Source organism: Pseudomonas sp. BYT-1 (assembly GCF_023611805.1).
In the GTDB taxonomy this organism is placed as follows: domain Bacteria; phylum Pseudomonadota; class Gammaproteobacteria; order Pseudomonadales; family Pseudomonadaceae; genus Aquipseudomonas; species Aquipseudomonas guariconensis.
Genome location: NZ_CP072559.1, coordinates 609,184 through 635,667 on the forward strand (window position 1 = coordinate 609,184; position 26,484 = coordinate 635,667).

24 protein-coding genes are annotated in these 26,484 nt (G+C 61.4%); 16 read left to right on the forward strand and 8 right to left on the reverse strand.

The features are described 5' to 3' along the window. Window positions 1-247: 247 nt before the first annotated feature. The 8 genes from rnr (at window position 248) to J5X93_RS02825 (ending at window position 9,958) form a co-directional block, all read left to right on the forward strand. Entirely contained in the window at window positions 248-2,827 is a 2,580-nt protein-coding gene (gene rnr / locus J5X93_RS02790) for a ribonuclease R (protein WP_043211965.1), read from the forward strand. Then, complete coding sequence (rlmB, locus tag J5X93_RS02795) at window positions 2,824-3,570, forward strand: 23S rRNA (guanosine(2251)-2'-O)-methyltransferase RlmB (RefSeq protein WP_043211963.1); 747 nt, start codon at window positions 2,824-2,826, stop codon at window positions 3,568-3,570. Before rnr ends, rlmB begins: the two co-directional genes overlap by 4 nt. A 274-nt stretch (window positions 3,571-3,844) precedes the next feature. Further along, entirely contained in the window at window positions 3,845-4,279 is a 435-nt protein-coding gene (rpsF, locus tag J5X93_RS02800; protein WP_250034389.1) for a 30S ribosomal protein S6, read from the forward strand. A 29-nt stretch (window positions 4,280-4,308) separates the two neighbouring features. Beyond that, complete coding sequence (rpsR, locus tag J5X93_RS02805) at window positions 4,309-4,539, forward strand: 30S ribosomal protein S18 (protein WP_009403887.1); 231 nt, start codon at window positions 4,309-4,311, stop codon at window positions 4,537-4,539. A 33-nt stretch (window positions 4,540-4,572) separates the two neighbouring features. After that, on the forward strand, window positions 4,573-5,466 hold the full coding sequence (locus J5X93_RS02810) for a YybS family protein (RefSeq protein ID WP_043211957.1): 894 nt from the start codon (window positions 4,573-4,575) through the stop codon (window positions 5,464-5,466). A gap of 20 nt (window positions 5,467-5,486) precedes the next feature. Further along, window positions 5,487-5,933: a 50S ribosomal protein L9 gene (gene rplI, locus J5X93_RS02815; RefSeq protein ID WP_043211954.1), complete on the forward strand. Its 447-nt coding sequence runs from the start codon at window positions 5,487-5,489 to the stop codon at window positions 5,931-5,933. A gap of 113 nt (window positions 5,934-6,046) precedes the next feature. Further along, window positions 6,047-7,444 (forward strand): replicative DNA helicase, encoded by a 1,398-nt coding sequence (gene dnaB, locus J5X93_RS02820; protein WP_043212012.1) that lies wholly within the window; start codon window positions 6,047-6,049, stop codon window positions 7,442-7,444. Window positions 7,445-7,657: 213 nt separating this feature from the next. Further along, window positions 7,658-9,958: a YgiQ family radical SAM protein gene (locus J5X93_RS02825; protein WP_043211952.1), complete on the forward strand. Its 2,301-nt coding sequence runs from the start codon at window positions 7,658-7,660 to the stop codon at window positions 9,956-9,958. 120 nt (window positions 9,959-10,078) lie between these two features. Here J5X93_RS02825 and J5X93_RS02830 read toward each other — a convergent pair whose 3' ends face one another. Next, complete coding sequence (locus J5X93_RS02830; RefSeq protein ID WP_043211950.1) at window positions 10,079-10,666, reverse strand: cytokinin riboside 5'-monophosphate phosphoribohydrolase; 588 nt, start codon at window positions 10,664-10,666, stop codon at window positions 10,079-10,081. A gap of 347 nt (window positions 10,667-11,013) precedes the next feature. Here J5X93_RS02830 and azu point away from each other — a divergent pair, with 347 nt between their 5' ends. Then, the gene (gene azu, locus J5X93_RS02835; RefSeq protein WP_043211949.1) at window positions 11,014-11,463 is read left to right on the forward strand and encodes an azurin; all 450 of its coding nucleotides are present in this window, start codon (window positions 11,014-11,016) and stop codon (window positions 11,461-11,463) included. Window positions 11,464-11,573: 110 nt separating this feature from the next. Here the strand turns inward: azu and nadE are convergent, their stop codons facing one another. After that, window positions 11,574-12,401, reverse strand: coding sequence for an NAD(+) synthase (gene nadE, locus J5X93_RS02840; RefSeq protein ID WP_043211947.1), 828 nt, complete (start codon window positions 12,399-12,401; stop codon window positions 11,574-11,576). 3 nt (window positions 12,402-12,404) lie between these two features. Beyond that, complete coding sequence (pncB, locus tag J5X93_RS02845; protein WP_043211943.1) at window positions 12,405-13,610, reverse strand: nicotinate phosphoribosyltransferase; 1,206 nt, start codon at window positions 13,608-13,610, stop codon at window positions 12,405-12,407. A 529-nt stretch (window positions 13,611-14,139) separates the two neighbouring features. Here pncB and J5X93_RS02850 point away from each other — a divergent pair. From J5X93_RS02850 to J5X93_RS02875, 6 genes are all read left to right on the forward strand, one after another. Then, complete coding sequence (locus tag J5X93_RS02850) at window positions 14,140-15,276, forward strand: branched-chain amino acid ABC transporter substrate-binding protein (RefSeq protein ID WP_043211941.1); 1,137 nt, start codon at window positions 14,140-14,142, stop codon at window positions 15,274-15,276. Between the two features lie 157 nt (window positions 15,277-15,433). Next, on the forward strand, window positions 15,434-16,348 hold the full coding sequence (locus J5X93_RS02855) for an ABC transporter permease subunit (RefSeq protein WP_043211939.1): 915 nt from the start codon (window positions 15,434-15,436) through the stop codon (window positions 16,346-16,348). Between the two features lie 2 nt (window positions 16,349-16,350). Beyond that, entirely contained in the window at window positions 16,351-17,640 is a 1,290-nt protein-coding gene (gene livM, locus J5X93_RS02860) for a high-affinity branched-chain amino acid ABC transporter permease LivM (protein WP_043211937.1), read from the forward strand. Next, the gene (locus J5X93_RS02865; RefSeq protein WP_043211934.1) at window positions 17,637-18,512 is read left to right on the forward strand and encodes an ABC transporter ATP-binding protein; all 876 of its coding nucleotides are present in this window, start codon (window positions 17,637-17,639) and stop codon (window positions 18,510-18,512) included. Before livM ends, J5X93_RS02865 begins: the two co-directional genes overlap by 4 nt. Next, window positions 18,509-19,225, forward strand: a complete 717-nt coding sequence (locus J5X93_RS02870; RefSeq protein ID WP_043211932.1) for an ABC transporter ATP-binding protein — start codon at window positions 18,509-18,511, stop codon at window positions 19,223-19,225. Before J5X93_RS02865 ends, J5X93_RS02870 begins: the two co-directional genes overlap by 4 nt. A 600-nt stretch (window positions 19,226-19,825) precedes the next feature. Next, window positions 19,826-20,593, forward strand: coding sequence for an SDR family oxidoreductase (locus J5X93_RS02875; protein ID WP_043212011.1), 768 nt, complete (start codon window positions 19,826-19,828; stop codon window positions 20,591-20,593). Window positions 20,594-20,640: 47 nt separating this feature from the next. Here the strand turns inward: J5X93_RS02875 and J5X93_RS02880 are convergent, their stop codons facing one another. The 4 genes from J5X93_RS02880 to J5X93_RS02895 all read right to left on the reverse strand — a co-directional run bounded on the left by J5X93_RS02880 (window position 20,641) and on the right by J5X93_RS02895 (window position 23,410). After that, on the reverse strand, window positions 20,641-20,892 hold the full coding sequence (locus J5X93_RS02880) for a hypothetical protein (RefSeq protein ID WP_043211929.1): 252 nt from the start codon (window positions 20,890-20,892) through the stop codon (window positions 20,641-20,643). Between the two features lie 53 nt (window positions 20,893-20,945). Then, window positions 20,946-22,064, reverse strand: a complete 1,119-nt coding sequence (locus J5X93_RS02885; protein ID WP_102081278.1) for an AGE family epimerase/isomerase — start codon at window positions 22,062-22,064, stop codon at window positions 20,946-20,948. Between the two features lie 91 nt (window positions 22,065-22,155). Beyond that, window positions 22,156-22,788 (reverse strand): TetR family transcriptional regulator, encoded by a 633-nt coding sequence (locus J5X93_RS02890; protein WP_043211922.1) that lies wholly within the window; start codon window positions 22,786-22,788, stop codon window positions 22,156-22,158. A gap of 121 nt (window positions 22,789-22,909) precedes the next feature. Further along, complete coding sequence (locus J5X93_RS02895; RefSeq protein WP_090343167.1) at window positions 22,910-23,410, reverse strand: phage infection protein; 501 nt, start codon at window positions 23,408-23,410, stop codon at window positions 22,910-22,912. Window positions 23,411-23,719: 309 nt separating this feature from the next. Between J5X93_RS02895 and J5X93_RS02900 the strand changes: the two genes are divergently transcribed. Continuing rightward, window positions 23,720-25,786 carry an AsmA family protein gene (locus J5X93_RS02900; protein WP_250034391.1) on the forward strand — a complete coding sequence of 689 codons (2,067 nt, stop codon included), beginning with the start codon at window positions 23,720-23,722 and terminating at the stop codon, window positions 25,784-25,786. Between the two features lie 135 nt (window positions 25,787-25,921). Here the strand turns inward: J5X93_RS02900 and J5X93_RS02905 are convergent, their stop codons facing one another. Next, window positions 25,922-26,452: a ferritin-like domain-containing protein gene (locus tag J5X93_RS02905; protein WP_043207973.1), complete on the reverse strand. Its 531-nt coding sequence runs from the start codon at window positions 26,450-26,452 to the stop codon at window positions 25,922-25,924. Window positions 26,453-26,484 lie beyond the last annotated feature (32 nt).

Sequence of the window (26,484 nt, forward strand, 5' to 3'; positions counted from 1 at the left end):
CTTTACATCGCGTTGCATCTCAACTACAACGTCGGCTGTCCGTCGTTGTGGTGCGCACTATACGGACGCTCCTGAGGGCTGTAAAGCCCCGGATCAAAAAAAAATTCAAAAAATTCAACTTGTTGATTCCGCAGGCCTATTGCCTCCACTTCGACGCTCCGCTGGGGCTGTCCAAGGCAGACATTTCCGGTTTCAATACGCCTATGCCAGAATTCTTATCTATATACCCCAAGGTGAACCCCTTCTGATGGCCGATTGGCAATCCCTCGATCCCGAGGCCGCTCGCGAAGCGGAAAAATACGAAAATCCCATTCCTAGCCGTGAGCTGATCCTGCAGCGTCTCGCCGACCGTGGCGAACCGGCCGCTCGCGAAGAGCTGGCCGCCGAGTTCGGCCTGCACGAAGAAGACCAGATCGAAGCCCTGCGCCGCCGCCTGCGCGCCATGGAGCGCGATGGCCAGCTCATCTATACCCGGCGCGGCACCTATGCCCCGGTAGACAAGCTTGACCTGATCTGCGGTCGCGTTTCCGGCCACCGCGATGGTTTCGGCTTCCTGATCCCTGATGATGGCAGTGAAGACCTCTTCCTGAGCCCTGCGCAGATGCGCCTGGTGTTCGACGGTGACCGCGGTCTGGCCCGGGTTTCCGGTGTCGATCGCCGTGGCCGTCGTGAAGGCGTGCTGGTCGAAATCATCTCCCGTGCCCACGAGAGCGTGGTCGGCCGCTACTTCGAGGAAGGTGGCATTGGTTATGTCACTCCCGATAACCCGAAGATCCAGCAGGAAGTGCTGGTGACTGCCGGGCGTAACGGTGGTGCGAAGATTGGCCAGTTCGTCGAGATCAAGATCACCCATTGGCCGACCCCACGCTTCCAGCCCCAGGGTGATGTGGTGGAGGTGATCGGCAACTACATGGCGCCCGGCATGGAGATCGATGTCGCGCTGCGTAGCTACGATATTCCTCACGTCTGGCCTAAAGATGTGATCAAGGAAGCGCGCAAGTTCCGCTCCGAGGTCGAAGAGAAGGACAAGGAAAAGCGCATCGATCTGCGTCATCTTCCGTTTGTCACCATCGATGGCGAAGATGCCCGCGACTTCGACGATGCCGTTTATTGCGAGCCCTTGGGCAAGCTGCGGCTGTTCTCGGGCGGCTGGCGCCTGTACGTGGCGATCGCTGACGTTTCCAGCTATGTGCGCCTAGGTTCGGCCCTGGATGTCGAGGCGCAGCAGCGCGGCAACTCGGTGTACTTCCCCGAGCGCGTGATTCCGATGCTGCCCGAGGAGCTGTCCAACGGCCTGTGTTCGCTGAACCCGCACGTCGATCGCCTGGCCATGGTCTGCGAAATGACCATCAACAAGGCCGGCCAGATGGTCGACTATCAGTTCTACGAAGCGGTGATTCATTCCCATGCCCGCCTGACCTACAACAAGGTCAGCAGCATGCTCGAACATGCCCGTACCCGCGAAGGCAAGGCCCTGCGCGAGGAGTACAGCGCGGTTCTGCCGGACCTCAAGCACCTCTATGCCCTGTACAAGGTGCTGGTGGCGGCTCGCCACACCCGTGGCGCGATCGACTTCGAGACCCAGGAAACCCGCATCATCTTCGGTGAAGACCGCAAGATCGATGAGATTCGCCCGACCGTACGCAACGATGCCCACAAGCTGATCGAGGAGTGCATGCTGGCGGCCAACGTGGCCACCGCCGAGTTCCTGCAGAAGCACGGCGTTCCGGCACTCTACCGTGTTCACGATGGCCCGCCACCGGAGCGCCTGGAAAAACTGCGCGCATTCTTGGGCGAGCTGGGCCTTTCGCTGCACAAGGGCAAGGATCCTTCGCCGAAGGACTACCAGGCCCTGTTGGCGAGCATTGCCGGGCGCCCGGACTTCCATCTGATCCAGACCGTCATGCTGCGCTCGTTGAGCCAGGCGGTGTACAGCGTCGAGAATAACGGCCACTTCGGCCTGAACTACGAGGCCTACACCCACTTCACCTCGCCGATTCGCCGTTACCCGGACTTGCTGGTGCATCGCGCCATCCGCAGCGTGATCCGCTCGAAGATCGATACTCCGCATGTCAAGCGGGCGGGTGCCATGAGCATTCCGAAGGCGCGCATTTACCCATACGACGAGAACACCCTCGACCAGATGGGCGAGCAGTGCTCGATGACCGAGCGACGTGCCGACGAGGCCACGCGCGACGTCGTCAACTGGCTCAAATGCGAATACATGCGCGACCGTGTCGGCGAGACCTTCCCGGGCGTGATCACCGCGGTGACCGGCTTCGGCCTGTTCATCGAACTGACCGACATCTATGTGGAAGGCCTGGTACATGTCAGCGCCTTGCCGGGTGACTATTACCACTTCGATCCGGTGCACCACCGTCTGTCTGGCGAGCGCAGTGGTCGCAGCTTCCGCCTGGGCGATACTGTCGAGGTCAAGGTCATGCGTGTCGACCTGGAGCAGCGCAAGATCGACTTCGAGATGTCCGAGGCGAGCGTCAACGCCCCGGTCGGTCGCAAACCCGCTGCCGCGGCCGACAAAGCGGTACCTGCAGCCCAGCCGGCACCTGCATCCGAGGCGAAGATTTCGCCCAAGCCGCGCAGCCGCAAAAGCGAGACTGCCGAGGCGTACTTCCCCAAGGACGCCGTGCAGCGTAATGCCGAAGTGCGCAAAAGCCGGGAAATGAAAAAGGCGCTGATGAGCGAGGCCCGTCACAGCCACGCCAGCGGCAAGTCGGACAAAGGCGCCAAGGCGTCCGGCAAGCCGACCAAGCATCGCAAGGGGCCGTCGAAGTCCGGCGCGCCGCGCAAAGGCAAGAACAAGTCATGAGTCAGCTGGAAAAAATCTACGGCGTGCATGCCGTGCAGGGGCTGTTGCAGCATCATCCCAAGCGGGTCAAGCAGATCTGGTTGTCCGAGGGACGCAGCGAACCGCGTATCCAGAGCCTGTTGGCCTTGGCGGCGGAAAACCGCGTTCCGGTCGGCCAGGCCGAGCGCCGCGAGCTCGATGCCTGGGTCGAAGGTGTGCACCAAGGTGTCGTTGCCGAGGTCAGCCCGAGCCAGGTCTGGGGCGAGGCCATGCTCGACGAGTTGCTCGAACGTGCCGAACGGCCACCGCTGATCCTAGTGCTCGATGGTGTCACCGATCCGCATAATCTCGGAGCCTGCCTGCGTACTGCCGATGCTGCCGGTGTCACTGCAGTGGTGATTCCCAAGGACAAGTCGGCGACGCTCACGGCCGTGGTGCGCAAGGTCGCCTGCGGCGCTGCCGAGGTGATTCCACTGGTGGCCGTGACCAACCTTGCCCGTACGCTGGAGAAGCTCCAGCAGCGTGGGCTATGGGTGGTCGGGACTGCAGGCGAGGCCGAGCAGGAGATCTACCAGCAGGATCTGACTGGCCCGCTGGTGATGATCATGGGCGCCGAAGGCAAGGGCATGCGTCGCCTGACCCGCGAGCACTGCGACTTCCTGGTCAAGTTGCCGATGGCCGGTAGCGTCAGCAGCCTGAACGTGTCGGTGGCTACCGGGGTGTGTCTGTTCGAGGCTGTGCGACAGCGTCAGGTCAAGGGCTGATGCCCATTTGCGGCTGATCCCGCTGCTACAGGGCAGTGGGAGCGGGATTACCCGCAAAAGGGGCGGCGCCTCTTTCGCGGGGCTCCGGCAATTTGTTTCCGGCTGTTCAAATAATCGCCAGCCACCTTGCTTGTACTCCCCGCCTTCTCTACAATTGCGCCCCTTGCCAAGCAGGCAGGCGCGCATGTGCCTCTTTCCAAGGCAAGACATACAGTGTCATTCACTCCTTGTCTGACCACAGTGCTGGCAGACTACTAACCCGTAAGGAGCATTCATGCGTCATTACGAAATCATCTTCCTGGTTCACCCGGACCAGAGCGAGCAAGTCGGCGGCATGGTTGAGCGTTACACCAAGCTGATCGAGGAAGACGGCGGCAAGATCCACCGCCTGGAAGACTGGGGCCGTCGTCAGCTGGCTTACGCCATCAACAACGTTCACAAGGCTCACTACGTGATGCTGAACGTTGAGTGCACCGGCAAGGCCCTGGCCGAGCTGGAAGACAACTTCCGCTACAACGATGCCGTGATCCGTAACCTGATCATCCGTCGCGACGAAGCCGTCACCGGCCCGTCCGAGATGCTGAAGGCCGAAGAGAACCGCAGCGAGCGCCGTGAGCGTCGCGAGCGTCCTGAAGCTGCTGATGGCGTCGATGGCGACGACAGCAACGACAGCGACAACAGCGACAACAGCGATAACGCTGACGAGTAATCCACGGACCTTTTTGAGGAGCCTATTACATGGCACGTTTCTTCCGTCGTCGTAAATTCTGCCGCTTCACTGCTGAAGACGTGAAAGAGATCGACTACAAAGATCTCAACACCCTGAAAGCTTACGTATCCGAAACCGGCAAGATCGTTCCAAGCCGTATCACCGGTACCAAAGCTCGTTATCAGCGTCAGCTGGCTACCGCTATCAAGCGCGCCCGCTTCCTGGCCCTGCTGCCCTACACCGACAGCCACGGCCGCTGAGACCGGGTCGTCGACAAGTAGCAAGGGATAAGCATGCGAGCGTTGGCTGATTTCATCATGCGCGGTCGTGTGCAGGCCTCCATTGTGGTGGCCGGTTGTGCGGCGTTGCCGCTGTTGTTCTGGTTGAGTGCCGCCGCCGGGAGCCTGGTGTTCCTGCGGCGCGGTTTCAAGGACGCTTCCTCGGTCATCGTCTGGGGTATCTTGCCGGCGTTGGCCTGGTGGATCTTCGGCGAGCCACGCACCTTGATGGTGCTGCTGGGGACGCTGGGGCTGGCTGCGCTGCTGCGCGCCGGACATTCCTGGAACCGGGTGCTGTTGTCCAGCATCGCCCTGGGCCTGTTGTACGGTGTTGTGCTTGGTTCGGTGTTCCGCGAACCGATTGAAGCTCTGGCGCGAGCGCTTGAAAAAGCCCTGCCGCAGATGCTCGACGGCCTCTACCAGCAGTTGTCGGTAGAGGAACAGGCACACCTTGGAAGCCTCATCGTACCTGTGCTCGGCGGCCTGATTGCGGCCCTGTTGCAAGTTGTCAGCGTGCTGGCCCTGATGTTGGGTCGCTACTGGCAAGCCGTGTTGTACAACCCGGGAGGTTTCGGCCGCGAGTTTCACGCGGTACGGATTCCCCTGGTGCCGATGCTGGTGCTGTTGGCCTGCATGCTGTTCGGCCCGAACTTCGGTCCTGGCCTGGCATTGCTGACACCACTGTGCAGTGTGCCGCTCATGTTCGCGGGGATCGCCCTGCTGCATGGGTTGGTGGCCCAGAAGCGCCTGGCCAAGTTCTGGCTGGTGGGGTTGTACGTGACGCTGGTGCTGTTCATGCAGCTGACTTATCCGTTGCTCGTGGTCTTGGCTATTGTCGATAGCCTGATTGATTTTCGCGGTCGCAAGTCCCCTCACCAGGGTGACGATTCCGCGAACGGTGAAGGTTAAAAGTTAAGAGGTTTTACCAAATGGAACTGATCCTGCTGGAAAAAGTCGCCAACCTGGGCAACCTGGGCGACAAAGTAAAAGTAAAAGGTGGTTACGGCCGTAACTTCCTGCTGCCTTTCGGCAAGGCCGTTGTTGCCAACGCCGTCAACCTGGCTGCGTTCGAAGAGCGTCGCGCCGAGCTGGAAAAAGCTGCTGCCGAGCGTAAAGCTTCGGCTGAAAGCCGCGCTGCCCAACTGGCCGAGCTGGAAGTGACCATCACTGCCACCGCTGGTGACGAAGGCAAGCTGTTCGGTTCGATCGGCACCCACGACATCGCTGACGCCCTGACCGCCTCCGGCGTTGAAGTGGCCAAGGCTGAAGTTCGTCTGCCGAACGGCACCATCCGTAACGTCGGCGAATACGACGTTGCCGTGCACCTGCACAGCGACGTTGAAGCCACCGTTCGCGTGGTTGTCGTCGCAGCCTAAGCTGCCGCGAATCGGTTGGCTCCTCGGGGCCAGCCGGTTAACATCGGGCACGGTCCTGCATCATGCAGGTCGTGCCCTTTGTCTTTTTCATCACCCAGATTTTTCGTGTGGACATGAACGAGATCAGCAATCCCGAACAACTAGACCTGCAGACTGCCGCCCTCAAGGTGCCGCCGCACTCCATCGAGGCCGAACAGGCCGTGCTCGGTGGCCTGATGCTGGACAACAACGCGTGGGAGCGGGTGCTGGACCAGGTCTCGGACGGTGATTTCTATCGGCATGACCACCGCCTGATCTTCCGCGCCATCCACAAACTGGTGGATCAGAACCAGCCGTTCGACGTGGTCACGCTGCACGAGCAGTTGGACAAGGAAGGCCTCTCGACCCAGGTCGGCGGGCTGGCGTACCTGGCCGAGCTGGCCAAGAACACGCCCTCGGTGGCCAACATCAAGGCCTATGCGGCGATCATTCGCGAGCGGGCCACTCTGCGCCAGTTGATCAGCATCAGCACCGATATCGCCGACAACGCCTTCAACCCCCAGGGCCGCAATGCTGCGGAAATTCTCGATGACGCCGAACGGCAGATCTTCCAGATCGCCGAAGCACGGCCCAAGACCGGTGGCCCGGTGGGCGTCAACGAGCTGCTGACCAAGGCCATTGACCGCATCGACACGCTGTTCAACTCCGACAGCGACATCACCGGTCTGTCGACCGGCTATACCGACCTGGATGAAAAGACCAGCGGCCTGCAGCCAGCGGATCTGATCATCGTCGCGGGTCGCCCTTCGATGGGTAAGACCACCTTCGCCATGAACCTGGTGGAGAACGCAGTGCTGCGCAGCGACAAGGCGGTGCTGGTGTTCTCCCTGGAGATGCCCGGCGATGCGCTGATCATGCGTATGCTGTCCTCCCTGGGGCGCATCGACCAGACCAAGGTGCGTTCCGGTCAGCTGGACGACGACGACTGGCCGCGCCTGACCTCGGCAGTCAACCTGCTCAACGACCGCAAGCTGTTCATTGACGATACCGCCGGCATCAGTCCCTCGGAAATGCGTGCCCGTACCCGCCGTCTGGTCCGCGAGCATGGCGATATCGCCATGATCATGGTCGACTACCTGCAGTTGATGCAGATCCCTGGCTCCAGCGGTGATAACCGGACCAACGAGATCTCCGAGATCTCGCGTTCCCTCAAGGCGCTGGCCAAGGAATTCAACTGCCCGGTCATCGCCCTGTCGCAGCTCAACCGCTCCCTCGAGCAGCGCCCCAACAAGCGTCCGGTGAACTCCGACTTGCGTGAATCCGGAGCGATCGAGCAGGACGCCGACGTGATCATGTTCGTCTACCGTGACGAGGTGTATCACCCCGAGACCGAGCACAAGGGCATCGCCGAAATCATCATCGGCAAGCAGCGTAACGGCCCCATCGGCTTCATCCGCCTGGCGTTCATCGGCAAGTACACCCGTTTCGAGAACCTCGCTCCGGGCATGTACAACTTCGACGACGACGAATAACCCTTCCAGCGGTACGTCTGTCCCATGTGACGACGGGTTTGCCTGCGAATACAGTGGACTCTGCGCCATCGCATTCGCGGGTGAACCCGCTCCCACAGGGCGGAAGTCTCTTTTTTTGAGCACACGAATCCGACCACTATCGTCGGATTTGATCAAATTTTGTGCTATATTCCGCGCCCGCGATTTCCCTGCACACCAGAACCGGTCACTGACATGCAAGCAGCCAAACCACTCTACGACTATCCCAAGTACTGGGCCGAATGCTTCGGGCCGGCACCGTTCCTGCCCATGAGCAGGGAGGAGATGGATCAGCTCGGCTGGGATTCCTGCGACATCATCATCGTGACCGGAGACGCCTACGTCGACCATCCGTCCTTCGGCATGGCCATCATTGGCCGGCTGCTGGAAGCCCAGGGCTTTCGCGTCGGCATCATTGCACAGCCGAACTGGCAGTCGAAGGACGACTTCATGAAGCTTGGCGAGCCGAATCTGTTCTTCGGCGTCGCGGCAGGCAACATGGACTCGATGATCAACCGCTATACCGCGGACAAGAAGATCCGTTCCGACGATGCCTATACCCCGGGTGGCCTGGCGGGCAAGCGCCCTGACCGCGCAAGCCTGGTGTACAGCCAGCGCTGCAAGGAGGCCTACAAGCATGTGCCGATCGTCCTCGGTGGCATCGAAGCCTCCCTGCGTCGCATCGCCCACTACGACTACTGGCAGGACAAGGTCCGTCATTCGATCCTGATCGATGCCAGTGCCGACATCCTGCTGTACGGCAACGCCGAGCGCGCCATCGTTGAAGTCGCCCAGCGCCTGTCCCAGGGCGAGCGCATCGAAAGCATTACCGATGTACGCGGCACCGCCTTCGTGCGCCGTGACACACCAGAGGGCTGGTACGAGATCGACTCGACCCGCATCGACCGGCCAGGACGTGTCGACAAGATCATCAACCCCTACGTCAACACCCAGGACACCCAGGCCTGCGCCATCGAGCAGGCCAAGGGTGAAGTCGAGGACCCGAACGAAGCCAAGGTTGTGCAGATTCTCGACAGCCCACGCATGACCCGTGAGAAGTCGGTGATCCGCCTGCCATCGTTCGAGAAGGTGCGCAACGACCCGGTCCTCTACGCCCACGCCAACCGTGTGCTGCACCTGGAGACCAATCCCGGGAACGCCCGCGCTTTGGTGCAGAAGCATGGTGAGGTGGACGTGTGGTTCAACCCACCACCCATCCCGATGAGCACCGAGGAAATGGACTACGTGTTCGGCATGCCTTACGCGCGCGTCCCGCATCCGGCCTATGGCAAGGAGCGCATCCCGGCCTACGAGATGATTCGCTTCTCGGTGAACATCATGCGTGGCTGCTTCGGCGGCTGCACCTTCTGCTCGATCACCGAGCACGAAGGCCGAATCATCCAGAACCGCTCCCACGACTCGATCATCCGCGAAATCGAGGAAATGCGTGACAAGGTGCCAGGCTTCACCGGCGTGGTCTCCGACCTCGGCGGCCCGACCGCCAACATGTACCGCATCGCCTGCAAGAGCCACGAGATCGAGAAGCACTGCCGCAAGCCGTCCTGCGTGTTCCCCGGCATCTGCGAGAACCTCAACACCGACCATAGTTCGCTGATTGAGCTGTACCGCAAGGCGCGTGCCCTCCCGGGGGTGAAGAAGATCCTTATCGCTTCCGGCCTGCGCTACGACCTGGCCGTGGAGTCCCCGGAGTACGTCAAAGAGCTGGTGACCCACCACGTCGGCGGTTACCTGAAGATCGCTCCGGAACACACCGAGCGGGGGCCGCTGGACAAGATGATGAAGCCGGGGATCGGCACCTACGACCGCTTCAAGCGCATGTTCGAGAAGTTCTCGAAGGAAGCGGGCAAAGAGCAATACCTGATCCCGTACTTCATCGCCGCGCACCCAGGCACCACCGACGAGGACATGATGAACCTCGCCCTGTGGCTCAAGAGCAATGGTTTCCGCGCCGACCAGGTGCAGGCGTTCTACCCTTCGCCGATGGCCTCGGCCACGGCCATGTACCACTCGGGCAAGAATCCGCTGCGTAAGGTGACCTACAAGAGCGAAGGGGTGGAGATCGTCAAGAGCGAAGAACAGCGTCGCCTGCACAAGGCCTTCCTGCGCTATCACGATCCGAAGGGCTGGCCAATGCTGCGTGAAGCGCTGCAACGCATGGGGCGCGCTGACCTGATCGGTCCGGGCAAGCACCAGTTGATCCCGCTGCATCAGCCGCAGACCGACAGCTACCAGAGCGCTCGCCGTAAGAACTCGACTCCTGCCGGCAGCCACAAGGTGGGCAAAGACCAGAAGATCCTGACCCAGCACACCGGCCTGCCGCCGCGCGCCAGCGATGGCAGCAAGCCGTGGGACAAACGGGAGAAGGCCAAGGCCGAAGCGTTCGCTCGCAACCAACAGGCGGCCAAGGAGCGCAGGGAAGCGGCCAAGGGCGGCAAAGGCAAGAAGAAGCCTCGTCAGCCAGTCATTCCGCGCTGATCGATAGCCTGGGCACTGGACCCTGTGGAAGCGGGCTTATCCGCGAATGCTGAGGTGTCTACCGACGCATTGGCGGTAAAACCCGTTCCACAGGTCAGATGCGGGGCCCATCGATCGAGATCAATCAGGTTTCTTGTCGACCCACTTGGGTAGCACGGGCGGCACGAATTCCTCCATCGCATTCAGCAGCTCATCCGGCTGCTTGCCAAGCAACAGCATCGCCCGGTGCTGCGGTCTTACGAAGCCTTCTTCGACGATATGGTCGAGGAACCCGCCCAGTTTTTCATAGAACCCGTTCACATCCAGTAAGCCCAATGGCTTGGCGTGGTAGCCCAGCTGGCCCCAGGTCCAGACCTCGAACAGTTCCTCTAGCGTTCCCAGGCCCCCCGGAAGGGCGATGAAGGCATCGCTCAGCTCGGCCATGCGCGCCTTGCGGGCGTGCATGCCGTCGACCACTTCCAGCCGTGGCAGGCCTTTATGGCCGATTTCCGCATCGATGAGGCTTTGTGGCATGACGCCGATCACTTCCCCGCCAGCCGCCATGGCGGCATCGGCCACAGCGCCCATCAGGCCCACGGAGCTCCCGCCGTACACCAGGGTCAGGCCGCGCCGGGCGATGGCCTGGCCCAGAGCTACCGCGGCTTCACGATAAGCGGGGTGGGTGCCGATGCTGGCACCGCAAAAGACACAAACGGAACGTACAGGCATTGCTAATCTCCCATCACATGCGCGCACAGGGTAAGGCGCATGCCTGCCGCTTCCAAGCGCCGATTCACTCGGGGCGGGAGAACTCGCAAACTGCCGCGCCACTGGCGCCACAGGCGTAGGCAGCCAGCAGGCTGCGCATCATGCTGCTCAATGTCATGGTACTTGCTCCTGAATGAGAGGTTGTCCCATCGTCCATTAAGAGGGCATGATGTGCACTTAGATTGGTTGTATACAATCCATTGAACAAATCTACTGGCTGAGGCCTTTCCTCCTTGACCCATATCAGCGGGGAGGCGAGCGGCTTCAGGCAGTCTCGCAATGATTAAACCCTGCCAAGGAGATTCATGATGTTTGCGAAAGCTGTAGCGGTATCCCTGCTGACCCTCGCCAGCGCTTCTGTCTTTGCAGCCGAGTGCTCGGTGACTGTCGAGTCCACCGACCAGATGTCCTACACCACCAAGGAATTCACCGTCGACAAGAGCTGCAAAGAGTTCACCGTCAAGCTGACCCATTCCGGCAGCCTGCCGAAGAACGTCATGGGCCACAACCTGGTGATCAGCAAGACTGCCGACATGCAGGGCATCGCCACCGAAGGCATGAGCAAGGGTCTGGAAAACGACTACCTCAATGCCGCCAATGCCGGGATCATCGCCCATACCAAGATGATCGGTGCGCCAGAGAAGGAAACCGAAGTTAAGTTCGACACCTCCAAGCTCGAAGCCGGTGGTGACTACAGCTTCTTCTGCACCTTCCCAGGCCATATCTCGATGATGAAGGGCAAGGTCATCGTCAAGTAAGCGAAACCTGAGCGTATAACCTGTGGGAGCGGGTTTGCCCGCGAATGCCTCGGTGGTCTGCCACTGCATTCGCGGGTGAGCCCGCTCCCACAGGCGTTTCTAGGGGCTGATCAAGGCGCGAACGGCAGCTCGCGTTTGTGCTGGCTCTTGCGGTAGGTGGCGACGATGATGTCGAACGCCTCCTGGCTGACCGGCTCGCCGTGCAGGAACGCGTCGATCTGCTTGTAGGTCACGCCGTGGGAGGCTTCGTCCGGCTTGCCCGGCGCCAAGTCTTCCAGGTCCGCGGTCGGGACTTTTTCCACCAGTGCTTCCGGCGCGCCGAAACTGCGAGCGATGTCTCGCACTTGGTTCTTCACCAGACCGCTCAGTGGTGCCAGGTCGCAGGCACCATCACCGAATTTGGTGAAAAAGCCCATCACCGCCTCGGCAGCATGATCTGTTCCGATCACCAGGCCGCCCCGGGCGCCGGCAATGGCGTACTGGGCCACCATGCGCATGCGCGCCTTGACGTTACCCACGACGAAATCCACCAGGGTCGGCGAGCCGCCTTCCAAGGCTTTGGTCTCGGCTGCCAGGGCGCGGACGGCCGGGGCGATATCCACGGTGTGCACTTCATCGGCTTTGATCACATCCAGACACGCCTGGGCGTCGTGTTCGTCGTGCTGTACCTGATAGGGCAGGCGCACGGCGATGAAGCGGTAGCTGTCGTCTCCGGTCTCGGCACGCAACTCATTGATCGCGCGCTGGGCGAGCAGGGCGGCGGTCAGCGAGTCGACCCCGCCGCTGATGCCCAGGACCAGGGTCTTGAGCCGAGCATTGGCCAGGCATCCCTTGATGAAGGTCACGCGCCGGGTGACTTCGGCCTGGAGCGCGGCGGCGTCGGCAAACGGGGGCTGCACCTTGAGCTGCTGCGCAATCTCTCGCTGAACGGCTTGCATGGGTTACTCCTTGCTGGGGACTTTGAATACGTGGCGCAGGTAATTGACGAAATTCTCGTCACGGCACTGTGTCTTGGCGGCCTCGTCGGAGATCTTGGCCACCGGCGAGCCGTTGCAGTCGGTCATTTTAAGCACGATGCTCATCGGCGCTACACCAGGAATGTCACAGGTAAGGTTGGTGCCGATACCGAAGCTGACATTGATGCGACCGCGCAAGGCGCGGAAGATTTCCAGCGAACGGGTCAGATTCAGGCCGTCGGAGAACACCAGCGTCTTGGTCATCGGATCGATGCCCAGTTTACGGTAATGGGCGATGGCCTTCTCCGCCCAGGCTACCGGATCTCCGGAATCATGGCGCAGCCCGTCGAAGAGCTTGGCGAAGTACAGGTCGAAATCGGTCAGGAAGGCATCCATGGTGATGCAGTCGGTCAAGGCGATGCCCAAAAGCCCGCGGTATTCGCGGACCCAGCAGTCCAGCGCGGCGATCTGGCTGTCGATCAGCCGAGGGCCCAGTTGCTGGTGGGCCATGATCCACTCATGGGCCATGGTGCCCAGGGGCCTGACATCCAGCTTCCAGGCCAGGTCCACGTTGCTGGTGCCGACGAAGCGCGCTGGGAAGTCATCACGCAACACCCGTACCACTTCTTCCTGCACTCGACCGGAAAAGCGCCGCCGGGTACCGAAGTCGGCCACTTGCAGTTCGGCCAGCTCCTCGTCGCTGGCATGGGCACGCAGCCAGTCGAACTTACGGTACAACTGATCACGCGCCTCGCTAAGGCGCATGCGTGGGTGCAGATGACGATTGCGCACTTCGCTGATGATGGCCAGCAACGGCACTTCGAACAGGATCACGTGCAGCCATGGGCCACGCAGGCGCAAGAACAGCTGATCGTTCTCGATGCCAATACGCAAGTAACGCAGGTTGAAACGAAACAGCCCAAGAAAACGCAGGAAGTCGGGCTTGAGGAAGCTGATGCGCTCGAGGAAGGCCAGCTGACCTTCGTCCAAGCTAAGGTCGCTGAGGTGTTCGATTTCTTTGCGGATTTCGTCGAGGTACGGGCGCAGGTCCTCGCCGTTGCGACAGCGGAACTCCCATTCCACGTCTGCATCCGGGTAGTTGTGCAGGACAGCCTGCATCATGGTCAGTTTGTAGAAGTCGGTGTCGAGCAGGTTGTGCACGATGCGCTCGGCAAATGCGCTCTCGCTCATTGAGGGGCTCCAAGTGGCGGCGCTCGCGTCACAAAGCAGGCGCGTGGAATCCGCGCCATTGTGCCAGCGTTTGCGCCGTCGTGAGCACATTGGCTTCGGTAACGGCCCGTGCGGTTCGGCCCGGGCAGCCCCTGTCGGAGCGGGCTTGTCCCGCGATTTGGCGCTTTTGTCGCCTGTGATCCGGGCACTTTCCTACACACTGCGCCGCCTCGTAACGGTGCCCCCTGTAGCAGTTGTGCACTTGCAGTGTGCAGTTCGGTGACGTCGCCCTGTTACAGGGCGGTTGCACGTAAACACTTGCCAGGGTTGCAATGATGGCGCCGAACGGTTGCACAGAATGGCCAGCAGGGTTGCGACTTGTCTAGGTTAGACGGTTGCACGCTCAATAAAGAAAAGGCCGTCGGTCGCCTTTAGTCCGCTCTCTCACTGCGTTTTGCGACGAAGACAAATCTGCTGGCACGGCGCTTGCTCTGAGCTCAGTGCTGAAAGTTGTAGTGCCAACCAAAAAAACTCTAAGGAGCACCACCTCATGTCGCAGACGTTTTACAAGAAAGGTTTCCTGGCTCTCGCCGTAGCTTCGGCACTGGGTGTTTCCTCGTTTGTTCAGGCCGATGTGAAGATCGGCGTCGCAGGCCCGATGACCGGTGCCAACGCAGCGTTTGGCGAGCAGTACATGAAAGGTGCCCAGGCGGCAGCCGACAAGATCAACGCCGCAGGTGGGGTCAACGGCGAGAAGATCATCCTGGTCAAGGGCGATGACGCCTGCGAACCCAAGCAAGCCGTGGCCGTGGCCAACCGTCTGGTCGACCAGGACAAAGTCATCGGCGTGGTCGGTCACTTCTGCTCCTCCAACACCATCCCGGCCTCTGAGGTCTACGACGAAGCTGGCGTGATCGCCATCACCCCAGGCTCGACCAACCCTCAGGTGACCGAGCGAGGGCTCTCGGCCATGTTCCGCATGTGCGGTCGCGACGACCAGCAGGGCATCGTGGCCGGCGACTACATCGTCGATGTACTCAAGGGCAAGAAAGTCGCTGTCCTGCACGACAAGGACACCTACGGTCAGGGCCTGGCCGATGCGACCAAGGCGCAGCTTGAAAAACGTGGCGTGAAACCTGTGCTGTACGAAGGCCTGACCCGAGGCGAGAAAGACTTCAGCGCGGTGGTCACCAAGATTCGTTCCACCGGTGCCGACGTGGTCTACTTCGGTGGTCTGCACCCAGAAGCCGGCCCACTGGTACGCCAACTGCGCGAACAAGGTCTGAAAGATGTGAAGTTCATGTCCGACGACGGCATCGTGACCGACGAACTGGTAGCCACCGCTGGCGGTGCCCAGTACGTCAATGGCGTGTACATGACCTTCGGTGCCGACCCGCGCCTGCTGCCTGACAGCAAGGCGGTGGTGGAGGAGTTCCGCAAGGCCGGTACCGAACCTGAGGGCTACACCCTGTACGCCTACGCTTCCCTCCAGGCCCTGGCTGCCGCGTTCAACGGCGCTAAGTCGAACAAGGGCGAAGATGCTGCCAAGTGGCTCAAGGCCAACCCGGTCCAGACCGTCATGGGCGAGAAGAAGTGGGACAACAAGGGCGACCTGACCGTCTCCGACTACGTGGTCTACCAGTGGGATGCCAACGGCAAGTACCACCAGCTGGAAAAACAAAAATAACAATGGCGACCGGCCCGGATGCGCAGTGCTCCGGGCCGCAGCCCCGCGGTACCTGTCTTTATCCGTAGATCTGCACAGTTCTGCGCTGCGAGGGCCGCTTCAGCGGTGGTCCGCCGTGGTCGGCGCTCGTGCAATCTCAATCAGGTGAGATTGCGTTATGGATGGTATTTTCCTGCAGCAACTGATCAATGGACTGACCCTCGGGTCTGTCTATGGTCTGATCGCCATCGGCTACACAATGGTCTATGGCATCATCGGCATGATCAACTTCGCGCACGGCGAGGTGTATATGATCTCCGCGTACCTCGCGGCGATCAGCCTGGCATTGCTGGCCTACTTCGGTATCGAGTCGTTTCCGCTGCTGATGTTGGGAACCTTGTTGTTCACCATCGTCGTCACGGGCATCTATGGCTTCACCATCGAGCGCATCGCCTACAAGCCCCTGCGTAACTCCACCCGCCTGGCACCGCTGATCAGTGCCATCGGCATCTCGCTGATCCTGCAGAACTACGCGCAGATCAGCCAGGGTGCCCGCCAGCAAGGCGTGCCCACCCTGCTCGAAGGCGCCTGGCGCGTCGAAGTGGGGACCGGCTTCGTGCAACTGACCTACACCAAGATCTTCATCCTGGTGGCGGCCTTCGTCGGCATGGCCCTGCTCACCTATGTGATCAAGTACACCAAGCTCGGCCGCATGTGCCGCGCGACCCAGCAAGACCGCAAGATGGCCTCGATCCTGGGGATCAACACCGACCGGGTGATCTCCTACGTGTTCGTCATCGGTGCGGTGATGGCTGCCCTCGCAGGCGTGCTGATCACCATGAACTACGGCACCTTCGACTTCTATGCCGGCTTCATCATCGGCATCAAGGCGTTCACCGCCGCGGTGCTCGGCGGCATTGGCTCGCTCCCAGGCGCCATGCTTGGCGGGATCATCCTGGGGATCTCCGAGTCGTTGTTCTCCGGCCTGATCAACTCCGACTACAAGGACGTGTTCAGTTTCTCACTGCTGGTGATGATTCTGATCTTCCGTCCCCAAGGCCTGTTGGGTCGCCCGCTCGTGGCTAAGGTGTGAACATGTCTGCTGCCAATACTGTTTCTTCCGGTTTCGATATCAAGCGCAGCCTGCTGGAGACCATCGTCGCTGGCCTGCTCGCCCTGATCGTGTTTGGCCCTGTCGTCGGCGTGGTGCTCGACGGCTACAGCTTCAATGCCGAACCCCGTCGCGTGGCCTGGCTGGTCGGAGGGGTGATGCTGGGGCGCTTCCTGCTCAGCCTGTTTTTGCAGACCGCCTCGGGGCAGCGCATGCTCCAGGGCTTCGAAAGTGGCGGCTCGGGCGTGCACGTGCTGGCGCCTGACTACAAATCACGGCTGCGTTACATCATTCCGGCGCTGATCGTCATCGCCATCGTGTTTCCGGTCTTTGCCAACAAGTACCTGCTCACCGTGGTCATCCTCGGCCTGATCTACGTGCTGCTGGGCTTGGGCCTGAACATCGTGGTAGGTCTGGCGGGCCTGCTCGACTTGGGCTACGTGGCGTTCTACGCCATTGGTGCCTACGGTCTGGCCCTGGGCTACCAGTACCTTGGCCTGGGCTTCTGGAGTGTGCTGCCACTGGCGGCCATCGCCGCAGCACTGGCCGGGTGCATACTTGGATTCCCCGTGTTGCGCATGCATGGCGACTACCTGGCGATCGTGACCTTGGGCTTTGGTGAGATCATCCGCCTGGTGTTGAACAACTGGCTGTCGTTCACCGGTGGCCCCAACGGCATGCCGGCACCGGCGCCGACCTTCATGGGCCTTGAGTTCGGCCGTAGGGCCAAGGATGGCGGAGTGCCCATCCACGAGTTCTTCGGTTTCGAATACAACGCCAACCTTAAGTTCGTGTTCATCTATGCAGTGCTGTTCATCGTGGTGCTGGCCGTCCTGTACATCAAGCACCGTCTGACCCGCATGCCGGTCGGCCGGGCCTGGGAGGCGCTGCGCGAGGACGAGATCGCCTGCCGCTCGATGGGCCTGAACCATGTACTGGTCAAGCTATCGGCGTTTACCCTGGGTGCTTCCACCGCAGGCCTGGCTGGAGTGTTCTTCGCCACCTATCAAGGCTTCGTCAACCCGTCTTCGTTCACCTTCTTCGAATCGGCGTTGATTCTCGCGATCGTGGTGCTCGGCGGCATGGGCTCGACGGTAGGCGTGGTGATTGCCGCGTTCGTGCTGACCGTGGCACCTGAGTTGCTGCGCAGCTTCTCTGAATACCGGGTACTGCTGTTTGGTGTGCTGATGGTGCTGATGATGATCTGGCGACCGCGAGGGCTGATCCGCATCAGCCGTGCCGGTGTGACCCCGCGTAAAGGAGTGGCGCCATGAGCGACGATATCATTCTCTCGGTCGACAACCTGATGATGCAGTTCGGCGGCATCAAAGCGCTCAGCGATGTCAGCCTGAAGGTCCGGCGCAACCAGATCTTCGCCCTGATCGGCCCCAACGGCGCCGGCAAGACCACCGTGTTCAACTGCCTGACCGGCTTCTACAAGGCCAGTGGCGGGCGCATCGAACTGAACGTGCGCGGTGGCCGCACCAATGTGATCCAGTTGCTCGGCGAGCGTTTCCAGGCGGCGGATTTCGTGTCCCCGGCGCGTTTTGCCAATCGCTTGTACTACAAGATGTTCGGCGGTACCCACCTGGTCAACCGCGCAGGCCTGGCCCGGACATTCCAGAACATTCGCCTGTTCAAGGAAATGTCGGTGGTGGAGAACCTGCTGGTGGCTCAGCACATGTGGGTCAACCGCAACCTGCTGGCTGGCGTGCTCAACACCAAGGCCTACCGCAAGGCCGAAAGCGATGCCCTGGACCATGCGTTCTACTGGCTGGAGGTGGTCGATCTGGTCGATTGCGCCAATCGCCTGGCCGGCGAGCTGTCCTACGGACAGCAGCGTCGCCTGGAGATCGCCCGGGCCATGTGCACGCGGCCGAAGATCATCTGCCTGGACGAACCGGCTGCCGGTCTCAACCCCCAGGAAACCGAAGCCCTGAGCCGCATGATCCGCGTGCTCCGCGATGAACACGACATCACCGTGGTGCTCATCGAGCACGACATGGGCATGGTCATGAGCATCTCGGACCATATCGTGGTGCTCGACCACGGCAACGTGATTGCCGAAGGTGCGCCGCAGGACATCCGCAACAACCCGACGGTAATCGCCGCCTACCTGGGTGCCGACGAAGAGGAACTGGTATGAGTGCACCCATTCTCGAGCTCAAGGACCTGGATGTGTTCTACGGGCCCATCCAGGCGCTGAAGAAAGTCAGCATGCACATCAACGAAGGCGAGACGGTCAGCCTGATCGGGGCCAACGGCGCCGGCAAGTCGACCTTGCTGATGTCGATTTTCGGCCAGCCCCGGGCCGCGTCCGGGCAGATCGTCTACCGGGGCACCGACATCACCCGCAAGTCCTCGCACTACATCGCCTCCAACGGCATTGCCCAGTCGCCGGAAGGACGCCGGGTGTTCCCCGACATGACTGTCGAGGAAAACCTGATGATGGGGACCATCCCGATTGGCGACAAGCATGCCGATGAGGACATGCAGCGCATGTACGAACTGTTCCCGCGGCTCAAGGAGCGTCGTAACCAGCGGGCCATGACCATGTCCGGCGGCGAGCAGCAGATGCTCGCCATCGCCCGGGCATTGATGAGCCGTCCCAAGTTGCTGCTGCTTGACGAGCCGTCACTGGGGCTGGCGCCGATCGTGGTCAAGCAGATCTTTTCGACCTTGCGCGAGCTGGCCAAGACAGGGATGACCATCTTCCTGGTGGAGCAGAACGCCAACCATGCGCTGAAGCTCTCCGATAGGGCTTATGTGATGGTCAACGGCCAGATCCGCATGAGCGGTACGGGGCAGGAGCTGCTGGTCAACGAGGAAGTGCGCAACGCCTACCTCGGCGGACACTGACCCAGTAACCGGGCCGCAGCGCGGCCCGGTTGTTCACGCCAATGTGGACAACTTGTCGCATACCCTGCACGAGGGCCCGCAGAATCCCTTCGCAAGTCATTGTTTCCACAGGCTTCGCTTTGTCCACGGATCGTGTGGAACCGCCTGTGGAAAACATGGTGGCAGGTGTCTCTACGCCTTTACCGGCGCGCCTTACAGGCATCTGTATGTTTTTTGACCAGGTCAGGCTTGAGGACGTTTTTACTGCAGCCGCGCAGTCCGCAAACAGCGTGTCGATGTTTGGCGAAGGCTGTGGATAACTCTGTGAAAAAGCCTTGGACAGACCGCTGCAAGCGGCACCGTTGAAAGCGTTGGGCCATCACCGAAAAGCGCTCCACAGACCCGCTGGACAACGTTGCGTTCATTCAGGATGACGAGTTGCCCCCAATCCGTGGGGAAAGCCTTGTGGATAAGGTGCGTATAGGTGCGTTGAGCCTGTCTATTACAAGGGTTTCAAGGTGTTGGCTATTTATTGACCAGCATGGGGTGCGCTTGCTGGAGACGATGTAGCAGACCATGCTGAGCATCTGTCGACGACAACCCACCGTGAAGGAGATGCGCATGACATCCACCGTTTTCATCACCGGCGCGACGTCCGGCTTTGGTGAAGCCACCGCCCGCCGTTTCGCTGAGGCAGGTTGGAAGCTGGTGCTCACCGGTCGGCGCAAGGAGCGCTTGGACGCCCTGTGTGCCGAGCTGTCGGCCAAGACCCTAGTGCATGGTCTTGCGGTCGATGTACGTGATCGCCAGGCCATGGAACAGGCGATCGCCAGCCTGCCGCCGACTTTCGACAAGCTGCAGGGCCTGGTCAACAACGCAGGCCTGGCACTGGGCGCGTCACCTGCCCAGGACTGCGACCTGGACGACTGGGAAACCATGGTCGACACCAACATCAAGGGCTTGATGTACACCACCCGGCTGCTGTTGCCGCGCCTGATTGCCCATGGCCGTGGGGCCAGTATCCTCAACGTAGGTTCGGTGGCGGGCAACTATCCCTATCCGGGCAGCCATGTCTATGGCGGCACCAAGGCGTTCGTCGGGCAGTTTTCATTGAGCCTGCGCTGCGATCTTCGCGGCACCGGCGTGCGTGTCAGCAACATCGAGCCAGGACTGTGCGAGAGCGAGTTTTCGCTGGTGCGCTTCGGCGGGGACCAGGCGCGGTACGATGCCACTTACGCGGGCGCCGAAGCGATCCAGCCCCAGGACATTGCAGAAACCATCTTCTGGATGCTTACCCAACCGGCGCACATCAATATCAACAGTCTCGAATTGATGCCGGTGAGCCAGGACTGGGCTGGTTTTTCGGTCCACCGCTCGAGCAAGGACTGAACGGACGCGAACCGGCTTTGGCCGGTTCTTGCAGTGCCGTCGATACTTTATTTGATCAGTGACAAGTAGGTTTTGTTGGGCTCGATGATGTTCAGGGCTTGAAGCACATCGTTGATGGCGTCCTGTCGGCCGAGATCCTCGGCGGTGGCTTTTTGGCTCATCACGCGGCGCAAGCTCAGCAGGTAGCTCAGTTTCCCATGGGCGTGTTCATCGTAGCGTTGATTGCTGCTGTCGATGATCTTCTGGGCCGCCCTGTCGATCTGCGTTTCCACGAATGCTGCAAAATCGTTGTTTTTCATGTCCATTGTTCCTCCGAGATGGAAGAACAATGGTGAGGGGGCATGGCGGTCGATCAGCAGAGGGAAGTGTTGTCCGCACAGGCAGCCTGTAGGCCTTCCAGACACGTCGCCAAATGGTAGGGCGTGGTGGACGGCATGTCGTGCCGGCTGACCTCGCCTTGGCCATCGCGGCATTCATACCAGCCTCCGGCATGCAGGAACCGACCCTCGAGCGCCTGCAACTGCGCCAGTAACTTCGCCCCGCTCCCCGGCCGCAACGCCAGCGCTCGCAGGTATTCCGCCTGCGCCCAAATGCGTTGGGTGGGGTCGATCACCTTACCCGCGACATCCAGCATGGCCAACACTGCCGAATCCTTAACGCCGGACTGTTCGGCATAGATGAATGCACGATCGATGGAGGCATGCAGCGGGGTGCCACGCAGCAGCGGCGAGGTGTCGAGCAGATAGAACCATTCGAACTGATGCCCCGGCTCGAACCAGTTATCCACAGCCCCGTTCGGTTTCTCCAGCATCAAGCCGTGGACGGGATCGACGAAGCGCGCCTGCAGCGCTTCACACAGCGACAACAAGGCGTGCTCGACAGCGTCGTCCTCGCGCACCGCCAGGGTCTGCAGGAAGGCTTCGGTCAGGTGCATCTGAGGATTTTGCAGGGGGCCGCTACCCAGGTCCGACCAGTCTTCGCCCAGGCTGGCCTCATACAGCCCGTCATCCCGGGCGAAGCGCTCGGCGACGATATCCAGGGCGGCGTTGAGCGCGGACTCCACCAGACCCTCGCGCACCTTGCCCCAGTAATGGGCGCATGCGAAGACGATGAAGGCATGGGTATAGAGGTCCTTGCGCCGGTCCAGTGGCCGACCTTCGGCATCGATGCTGTAGAACCAGCCGCCATGTTCGGCATCGTGGAAATGCCGTTGCAGCGAGCGGAACAGCGCCGCAGCCCGCTCGGCCGCGCCCGGTTGCTCGATCCGGCTGCTGAACAGGTACAGCTGCCGGGCACAGGCCATGGCGCGGTAGCGCTGCACGGGCATGGGCCGGTGTTCGCCATCGAGGGCTTCAAAGGGCAGGGCCAGTTCGGCATTCCAGCCCGGACCTTGCCACAGTGGCACGATGCAGTCGGCGAAGTGCTGGTTGAAGCGAGCCAGTTCGGGCAGGGTGGGGCGGGGGTCGGACATGAAGGCGCTCGTCGCAATCGGGCAGTGCGCCATGGTAGCAGAATGGGGTTGCAGGGCGCTCGCGCCGGTACTTTACCGTTGTTGGCAACGATCAGCCTGGATTTCCCAACCCTTGCCAGTGGCGCGCACCCACGAAAATGAAGCGCAGTTGCTGGGTGATCTTTTCCTGCGGGGTGAGGGCCTGTGGATTCGCGGCGTCAGGGCTGTCGATCAGTTCGGGCAACGTGGCGAACACGGTCTTGACCACAAGGTCTGCCATCACTGCCAGTGCGGCGCCGTCCAGATGCTGCCAACGCGGCATGCGCGCCAGGTCGGTGGCGAGGTCTGCGCTGATGCCCTGGCGCAGCTGAGCAATGGCTTGGCGCACGGCCTGGGAGCCACCGTACTGTTCGCGGGCCAGGAACAGGAATTGCGCGCGGTGGGCAGCCACTACGTCCAGGAATATCCGCACCGAAGCGTCGGTGATGCCTCCGAGTTCGAACTCGTTGTGCCGCACGATCCGGATGGTCTGGCGGAACGTCGCATCGACCTCGGCCACCAGGGCCAGGCCCAGGGCGTCCATGTCGGTGAAATGCCGATAGAAACCGGTGGGGACGATACCCGCGGCCTTGGCTACTTCGCGCAGGCTGATGCTGCCGAAACCCCGGCCACTCTCCATGAGCTGGCAGGCGGCATCGAGCAGGGCCTGGCGTGTCTGTAGCTTCTGTTCGGCGCGCGGCAGCATGGGACGTATTCTGTGACTGTACGGCTGGGCACTCTAGATAAAAAAACGAAGCCCGGTCAATGGACCGGGCTTGGAGGGGAGCAGGTATTGCTTGGCGGGTTGTTGTTCTTGGCCATGGTGATCAGCCCATGCGGCCAAGTTCTACCAGGCGATCGGAACCGCCTTCGGCGACGCGGTTGTTACGCTCGATCAGGCGATCGGAGCCACCCTCGGCGACGCGGTTGTTACGCTCGATCAGGCGATCGGAACCACCCTCGGCGACGCGGTTGTTGCGCTCGATCAGGCGATCGGAACCACCCTCGGCGACGCGGTTGTTGCGTTCGATCAGGCGATCGGAGCCGCCTTCGGCGACGCGGTTGTTACGCTCGATCAGGCGATCGGAGCCACCCTCGGCGACGCGGTTGTTACGCTCGATCAGGCGATCGGAGCCACCCTCGGCGACGCGGTTGTTGCGCTCGATCAGGCGATCGGAACCGCCTTCTGCCAGGGTATTGAGTGGCTGGCTGACGGTGGCAGCGCTGGACCGGGATTCAGCCGTAAGATGTTGTTCGGCAGCCGGCAAAGCGAAGGCGTTGGCGGCAAGGGCTGTCAGGGTCAGGCTCAGCAGCAGATGGCGTTTCATGATCTCGGTGCTCCTCTAGGGGGCTGGGAAAAGTGGGTACGAGGCCAATGCTACGCTCGGTAACGCCAGAGAAAAGTTCATCCGGGTAATGGTAACAATCGATGCCATTGATACACCGCTTGAGCGGCTCTGGCTCAGTGTTTTCAGAGAAGTCCAACTGGAGTGTCACCGGTGGTTGAGGCCCGCGCACCGACCGCTCGGGCCGGTTTATGATCGCCATCGATTAAACCCGGCGCGCTTTCGTCAGTCCGACATAATGAGTGCCATCGCGGTGCCCGTTTTGTGCCATGCAGTCAGGAGAATTACGCAATGACGCGTCCCTTGCGCATCCTTACCTGGATCCTCACCAGCCTGTTGACCCTGCTGGCGATACTGGTGGTAGTGATCGCCACGTTCGACTGGAACCGCGTGAAGCCGCTGCTCAACGAGAAGGTCTCCGAAGCCCTGCACCGCCCTTTTGCGATCAACGGCAATCTGGCCGTGCAATGGCACCGTGAACCTTCAGAGGGCGGTTGGCGCGCCTGGATCCCCTGGCCGCACTTCGTGGCCGAGGACTTGACCCTCGGCAACCCCGACTGGCTCGAAGCGCCGCGCATGGTCGGCCTTGAGCGTGTAACGTTTCGTCTGTCGCCGGTGCCGCTGGTATTCCAGCAGATCGTCATTCCACGCATCGACCTCACCAAGCCTACCGCCAGCCTGACGCGCTTGGCCGATGGCCGGGCCAACTGGACTTTCGACCTCGGCCCCAAGGATGAGAACGCCCAACCCTCTCCCTGGGTGCTGGACATCGGCGCCATCGGCTTCGATCAAGGCAACGTCAGTTTCGATGACCAGACGCTGAAAACCCGCATGAAGGTCCAGATCGATCCGCTGGGCAAGCCGATCCCCTTCAGCGAGATCGTCGGCAAGGCCCGTGCCGAGAAGACCGGCGTTGCCCAGGATTACGCCTTTGGCCTCAAGGCCCAAGGCACCTACAAAGGCCAGCCGGTCTCCGGCACGGGCAAGATCGGTGGTCTGCTGGCCTTGCAGGACGCCAGCCAGCCCTTTCCGCTGCAGGCCGACGCGCGGATCGGCGATACCCGGGTGGCGCTCGCCGGCACCCTGACCGACCCGCGCAACCTGGGGGCGCTCGATGTGCGCCTGCGCTTGTCTGGCAGCAGCCTGGGCAATCTTTACCCCCTCACGGGTGTGACCCTGCCAGACACCCCGGCCTACGCAACCGACGGTCACCTCACCGCCAACTTGCACGATGCCCAGGGGGCGCGGTTTCGCTATGAAGGCTTCAACGGCAAGATCGGCGACAGCGATATCCACGGCGACCTGACGTTCGTCGCCAGCCAGCCACGACCGAAGCTCTCTGGCAACCTGGTGTCCGAGCAGTTGCTGTTCAAGGACCTGGCGCCGCTGATCGGCGCCGACTCCAACGCCGAGCAGAAGGCCCGGGGCGGCGCCAGCAAGCAGCCGACCGGAAAGGTACTGCCGGTAGAGGAGTTCCGGACCGAGCGCTGGCGCGCGATGGATGCGGACGTCACCTTCAGCGGCAAACGCATCGTGCACAGCGAGCAATTGCCGTTCAAGGACCTCTCCGCCCACGTATTGCTGGAGGACGGCCTGTTGCGTCTGGAGCCTCTGCGTTTTGGCGTGGCGGGCGGCAACTTGAACGCGAACATACGCCTGGACGGGCGCAGCGTGCCGATGCAGGGGCGGGCGCGCCTGAGCGCCCGGGGCTTCAAACTCAAGCAGTTGTTCCCAAGCTTTGCGCCCATGCAGACCAGTTTCGGCGAACTCAATGGCGATGCCGACCTCAGCGGACGTGGCAATTCGGTGGCGGCCTTGCTGGGCACTTCCAATGGTGATCTGAGCCTGTTGATCAACGACGGCGCCATCAGCCGCAGCCTGATGGAAATCGCCGGGCTCAACGTGGGCAACTATGTGATTGGCAAGCTGTTCGGCGACGAGGAGGTGAAGATCAACTGTGCGGCGGCCAACGTGGGTATCAAGGACGGGTTGGCGACCACGCGCCTGTTCGTCTTCGACACCGAAAACGCGATCATCTACATCAATGGCACGGCGAATTTTGCCACCGAGCAACTGGACCTGAAGATCACGCCTGAATCCAAAGGGCTGCGCCTGTTCTCCCTGCGATCCCCGCTCTACGTGCGGGGGCCGTTCGCCAAGCCCAGCGCTGGGGTGCAGGCGGTTCCGCTGGCGCTTCGCGGGGCAGGGATGGTCGCCCTGGGTGTGGCCATGGGACCTGCGGCCGGGCTGCTGGCGCTGATCGCACCGGGAGATGATGTGCCCAACCAGTGCACACCGCTGCTGGAGCAAATGAAGGCAGGCAAGGCGCCGAGTGCGGTGAAGGGCAAGAAAAAGTGATCGGTGACGAGTGCGGGCGCCGAGACAGGCTTCACGGGTAAGCCCGCTCCACAGATAGCGGTGTGATTGACGGCACTGCAGAGCTTGCGGGAGCGGGTTTCTTCGCGAGGGCTGCAGAGCAGCCCCCAAACTGGCTTACAACCCTTTCAAGAGGTCCGCCATGTCATCGGCATGTTCTTCTTCCTGGGCCAGAATATCCTCGAAGATACGCCGAGTGGTCGGGTCCTTCTCACCGATGTACTGGATGATTTCACGGTAGCTGTCGATGGCGATGCGCTCGGCCACCAAGTCTTCCAGCACCATCTCCTTGAGTGTGCTGCCGGCCACGTACTGGGCGTGGGAGCGCTTGCTCAGGTTGTCGGGGTTGAAATCCGGCTCGCCGCCCAACTGGACGATTCGCTCGGCCAGCCTGTCGGCATGCTCGGCCTCCTGGGTGGCATGCTCGAGGAACTCGTCGGCAGCGACGCTGGCCTTGATCCCGCTGGCCATGAAGTAATGGCGCTTGTAACGCAAGTTGCAGACCAGCTCTGTGGCCAGCGCCTCGTTGAGGAGGGTAAGGATCTTGTCCCGGTCGGCGTTGTAACCCTCGGTCACGGCGCCTTGTTCGACATGTTGTCGGGCACGCTCGCGCAGGGTCCGGACATCGGTCAGTTCAATAGCGTTCATGTTCGTCTCCGAAAGGATCAGGGTATTCACGG

Bases quoted from the DNA above. Each gene is read 5' to 3' on its own strand.
- rnr (WP_043211965.1), top strand. From the start codon at position 248: ATGGCCGATTGGCAATCCCTCGATCCCGAGGCCGCTCGCGAAGCGGAA.
- rlmB (WP_043211963.1), top strand. From the start codon at position 2,824: ATGAGTCAGCTGGAAAAAATCTACGGCGTGCATGCCGTGCAGGGGCTG.
- rpsF (WP_250034389.1), top strand. From the start codon at position 3,845: ATGCGTCATTACGAAATCATCTTCCTGGTTCACCCGGACCAGAGCGAG.
- rpsR (WP_009403887.1), top strand. From the start codon at position 4,309: ATGGCACGTTTCTTCCGTCGTCGTAAATTCTGCCGCTTCACTGCTGAA.
- J5X93_RS02810 (WP_043211957.1), top strand. From the start codon at position 4,573: ATGCGAGCGTTGGCTGATTTCATCATGCGCGGTCGTGTGCAGGCCTCC.
- rplI (WP_043211954.1), top strand. From the start codon at position 5,487: ATGGAACTGATCCTGCTGGAAAAAGTCGCCAACCTGGGCAACCTGGGC.
- dnaB (WP_043212012.1), top strand. From the start codon at position 6,047: ATGAACGAGATCAGCAATCCCGAACAACTAGACCTGCAGACTGCCGCC.
- J5X93_RS02825 (WP_043211952.1), top strand. From the start codon at position 7,658: ATGCAAGCAGCCAAACCACTCTACGACTATCCCAAGTACTGGGCCGAA.
- J5X93_RS02830 (WP_043211950.1), bottom strand. From the start codon at position 10,666: ATGCCTGTACGTTCCGTTTGTGTCTTTTGCGGTGCCAGCATCGGCACC.
- azu (WP_043211949.1), top strand. From the start codon at position 11,014: ATGTTTGCGAAAGCTGTAGCGGTATCCCTGCTGACCCTCGCCAGCGCT.
- nadE (WP_043211947.1), bottom strand. From the start codon at position 12,401: ATGCAAGCCGTTCAGCGAGAGATTGCGCAGCAGCTCAAGGTGCAGCCC.
- pncB (WP_043211943.1), bottom strand. From the start codon at position 13,610: ATGAGCGAGAGCGCATTTGCCGAGCGCATCGTGCACAACCTGCTCGAC.
- J5X93_RS02850 (WP_043211941.1), top strand. From the start codon at position 14,140: ATGTCGCAGACGTTTTACAAGAAAGGTTTCCTGGCTCTCGCCGTAGCT.
- J5X93_RS02855 (WP_043211939.1), top strand. From the start codon at position 15,434: ATGGATGGTATTTTCCTGCAGCAACTGATCAATGGACTGACCCTCGGG.
- livM (WP_043211937.1), top strand. From the start codon at position 16,351: ATGTCTGCTGCCAATACTGTTTCTTCCGGTTTCGATATCAAGCGCAGC.
- J5X93_RS02865 (WP_043211934.1), top strand. From the start codon at position 17,637: ATGAGCGACGATATCATTCTCTCGGTCGACAACCTGATGATGCAGTTC.
- J5X93_RS02870 (WP_043211932.1), top strand. From the start codon at position 18,509: ATGAGTGCACCCATTCTCGAGCTCAAGGACCTGGATGTGTTCTACGGG.
- J5X93_RS02875 (WP_043212011.1), top strand. From the start codon at position 19,826: ATGACATCCACCGTTTTCATCACCGGCGCGACGTCCGGCTTTGGTGAA.
- J5X93_RS02880 (WP_043211929.1), bottom strand. From the start codon at position 20,892: ATGAAAAACAACGATTTTGCAGCATTCGTGGAAACGCAGATCGACAGG.
- J5X93_RS02885 (WP_102081278.1), bottom strand. From the start codon at position 22,064: ATGTCCGACCCCCGCCCCACCCTGCCCGAACTGGCTCGCTTCAACCAG.
- J5X93_RS02890 (WP_043211922.1), bottom strand. From the start codon at position 22,788: ATGCTGCCGCGCGCCGAACAGAAGCTACAGACACGCCAGGCCCTGCTC.
- J5X93_RS02895 (WP_090343167.1), bottom strand. From the start codon at position 23,410: ATGAAACGCCATCTGCTGCTGAGCCTGACCCTGACAGCCCTTGCCGCC.
- J5X93_RS02900 (WP_250034391.1), top strand. From the start codon at position 23,720: ATGACGCGTCCCTTGCGCATCCTTACCTGGATCCTCACCAGCCTGTTG.
- J5X93_RS02905 (WP_043207973.1), bottom strand. From the start codon at position 26,452: ATGAACGCTATTGAACTGACCGATGTCCGGACCCTGCGCGAGCGTGCC.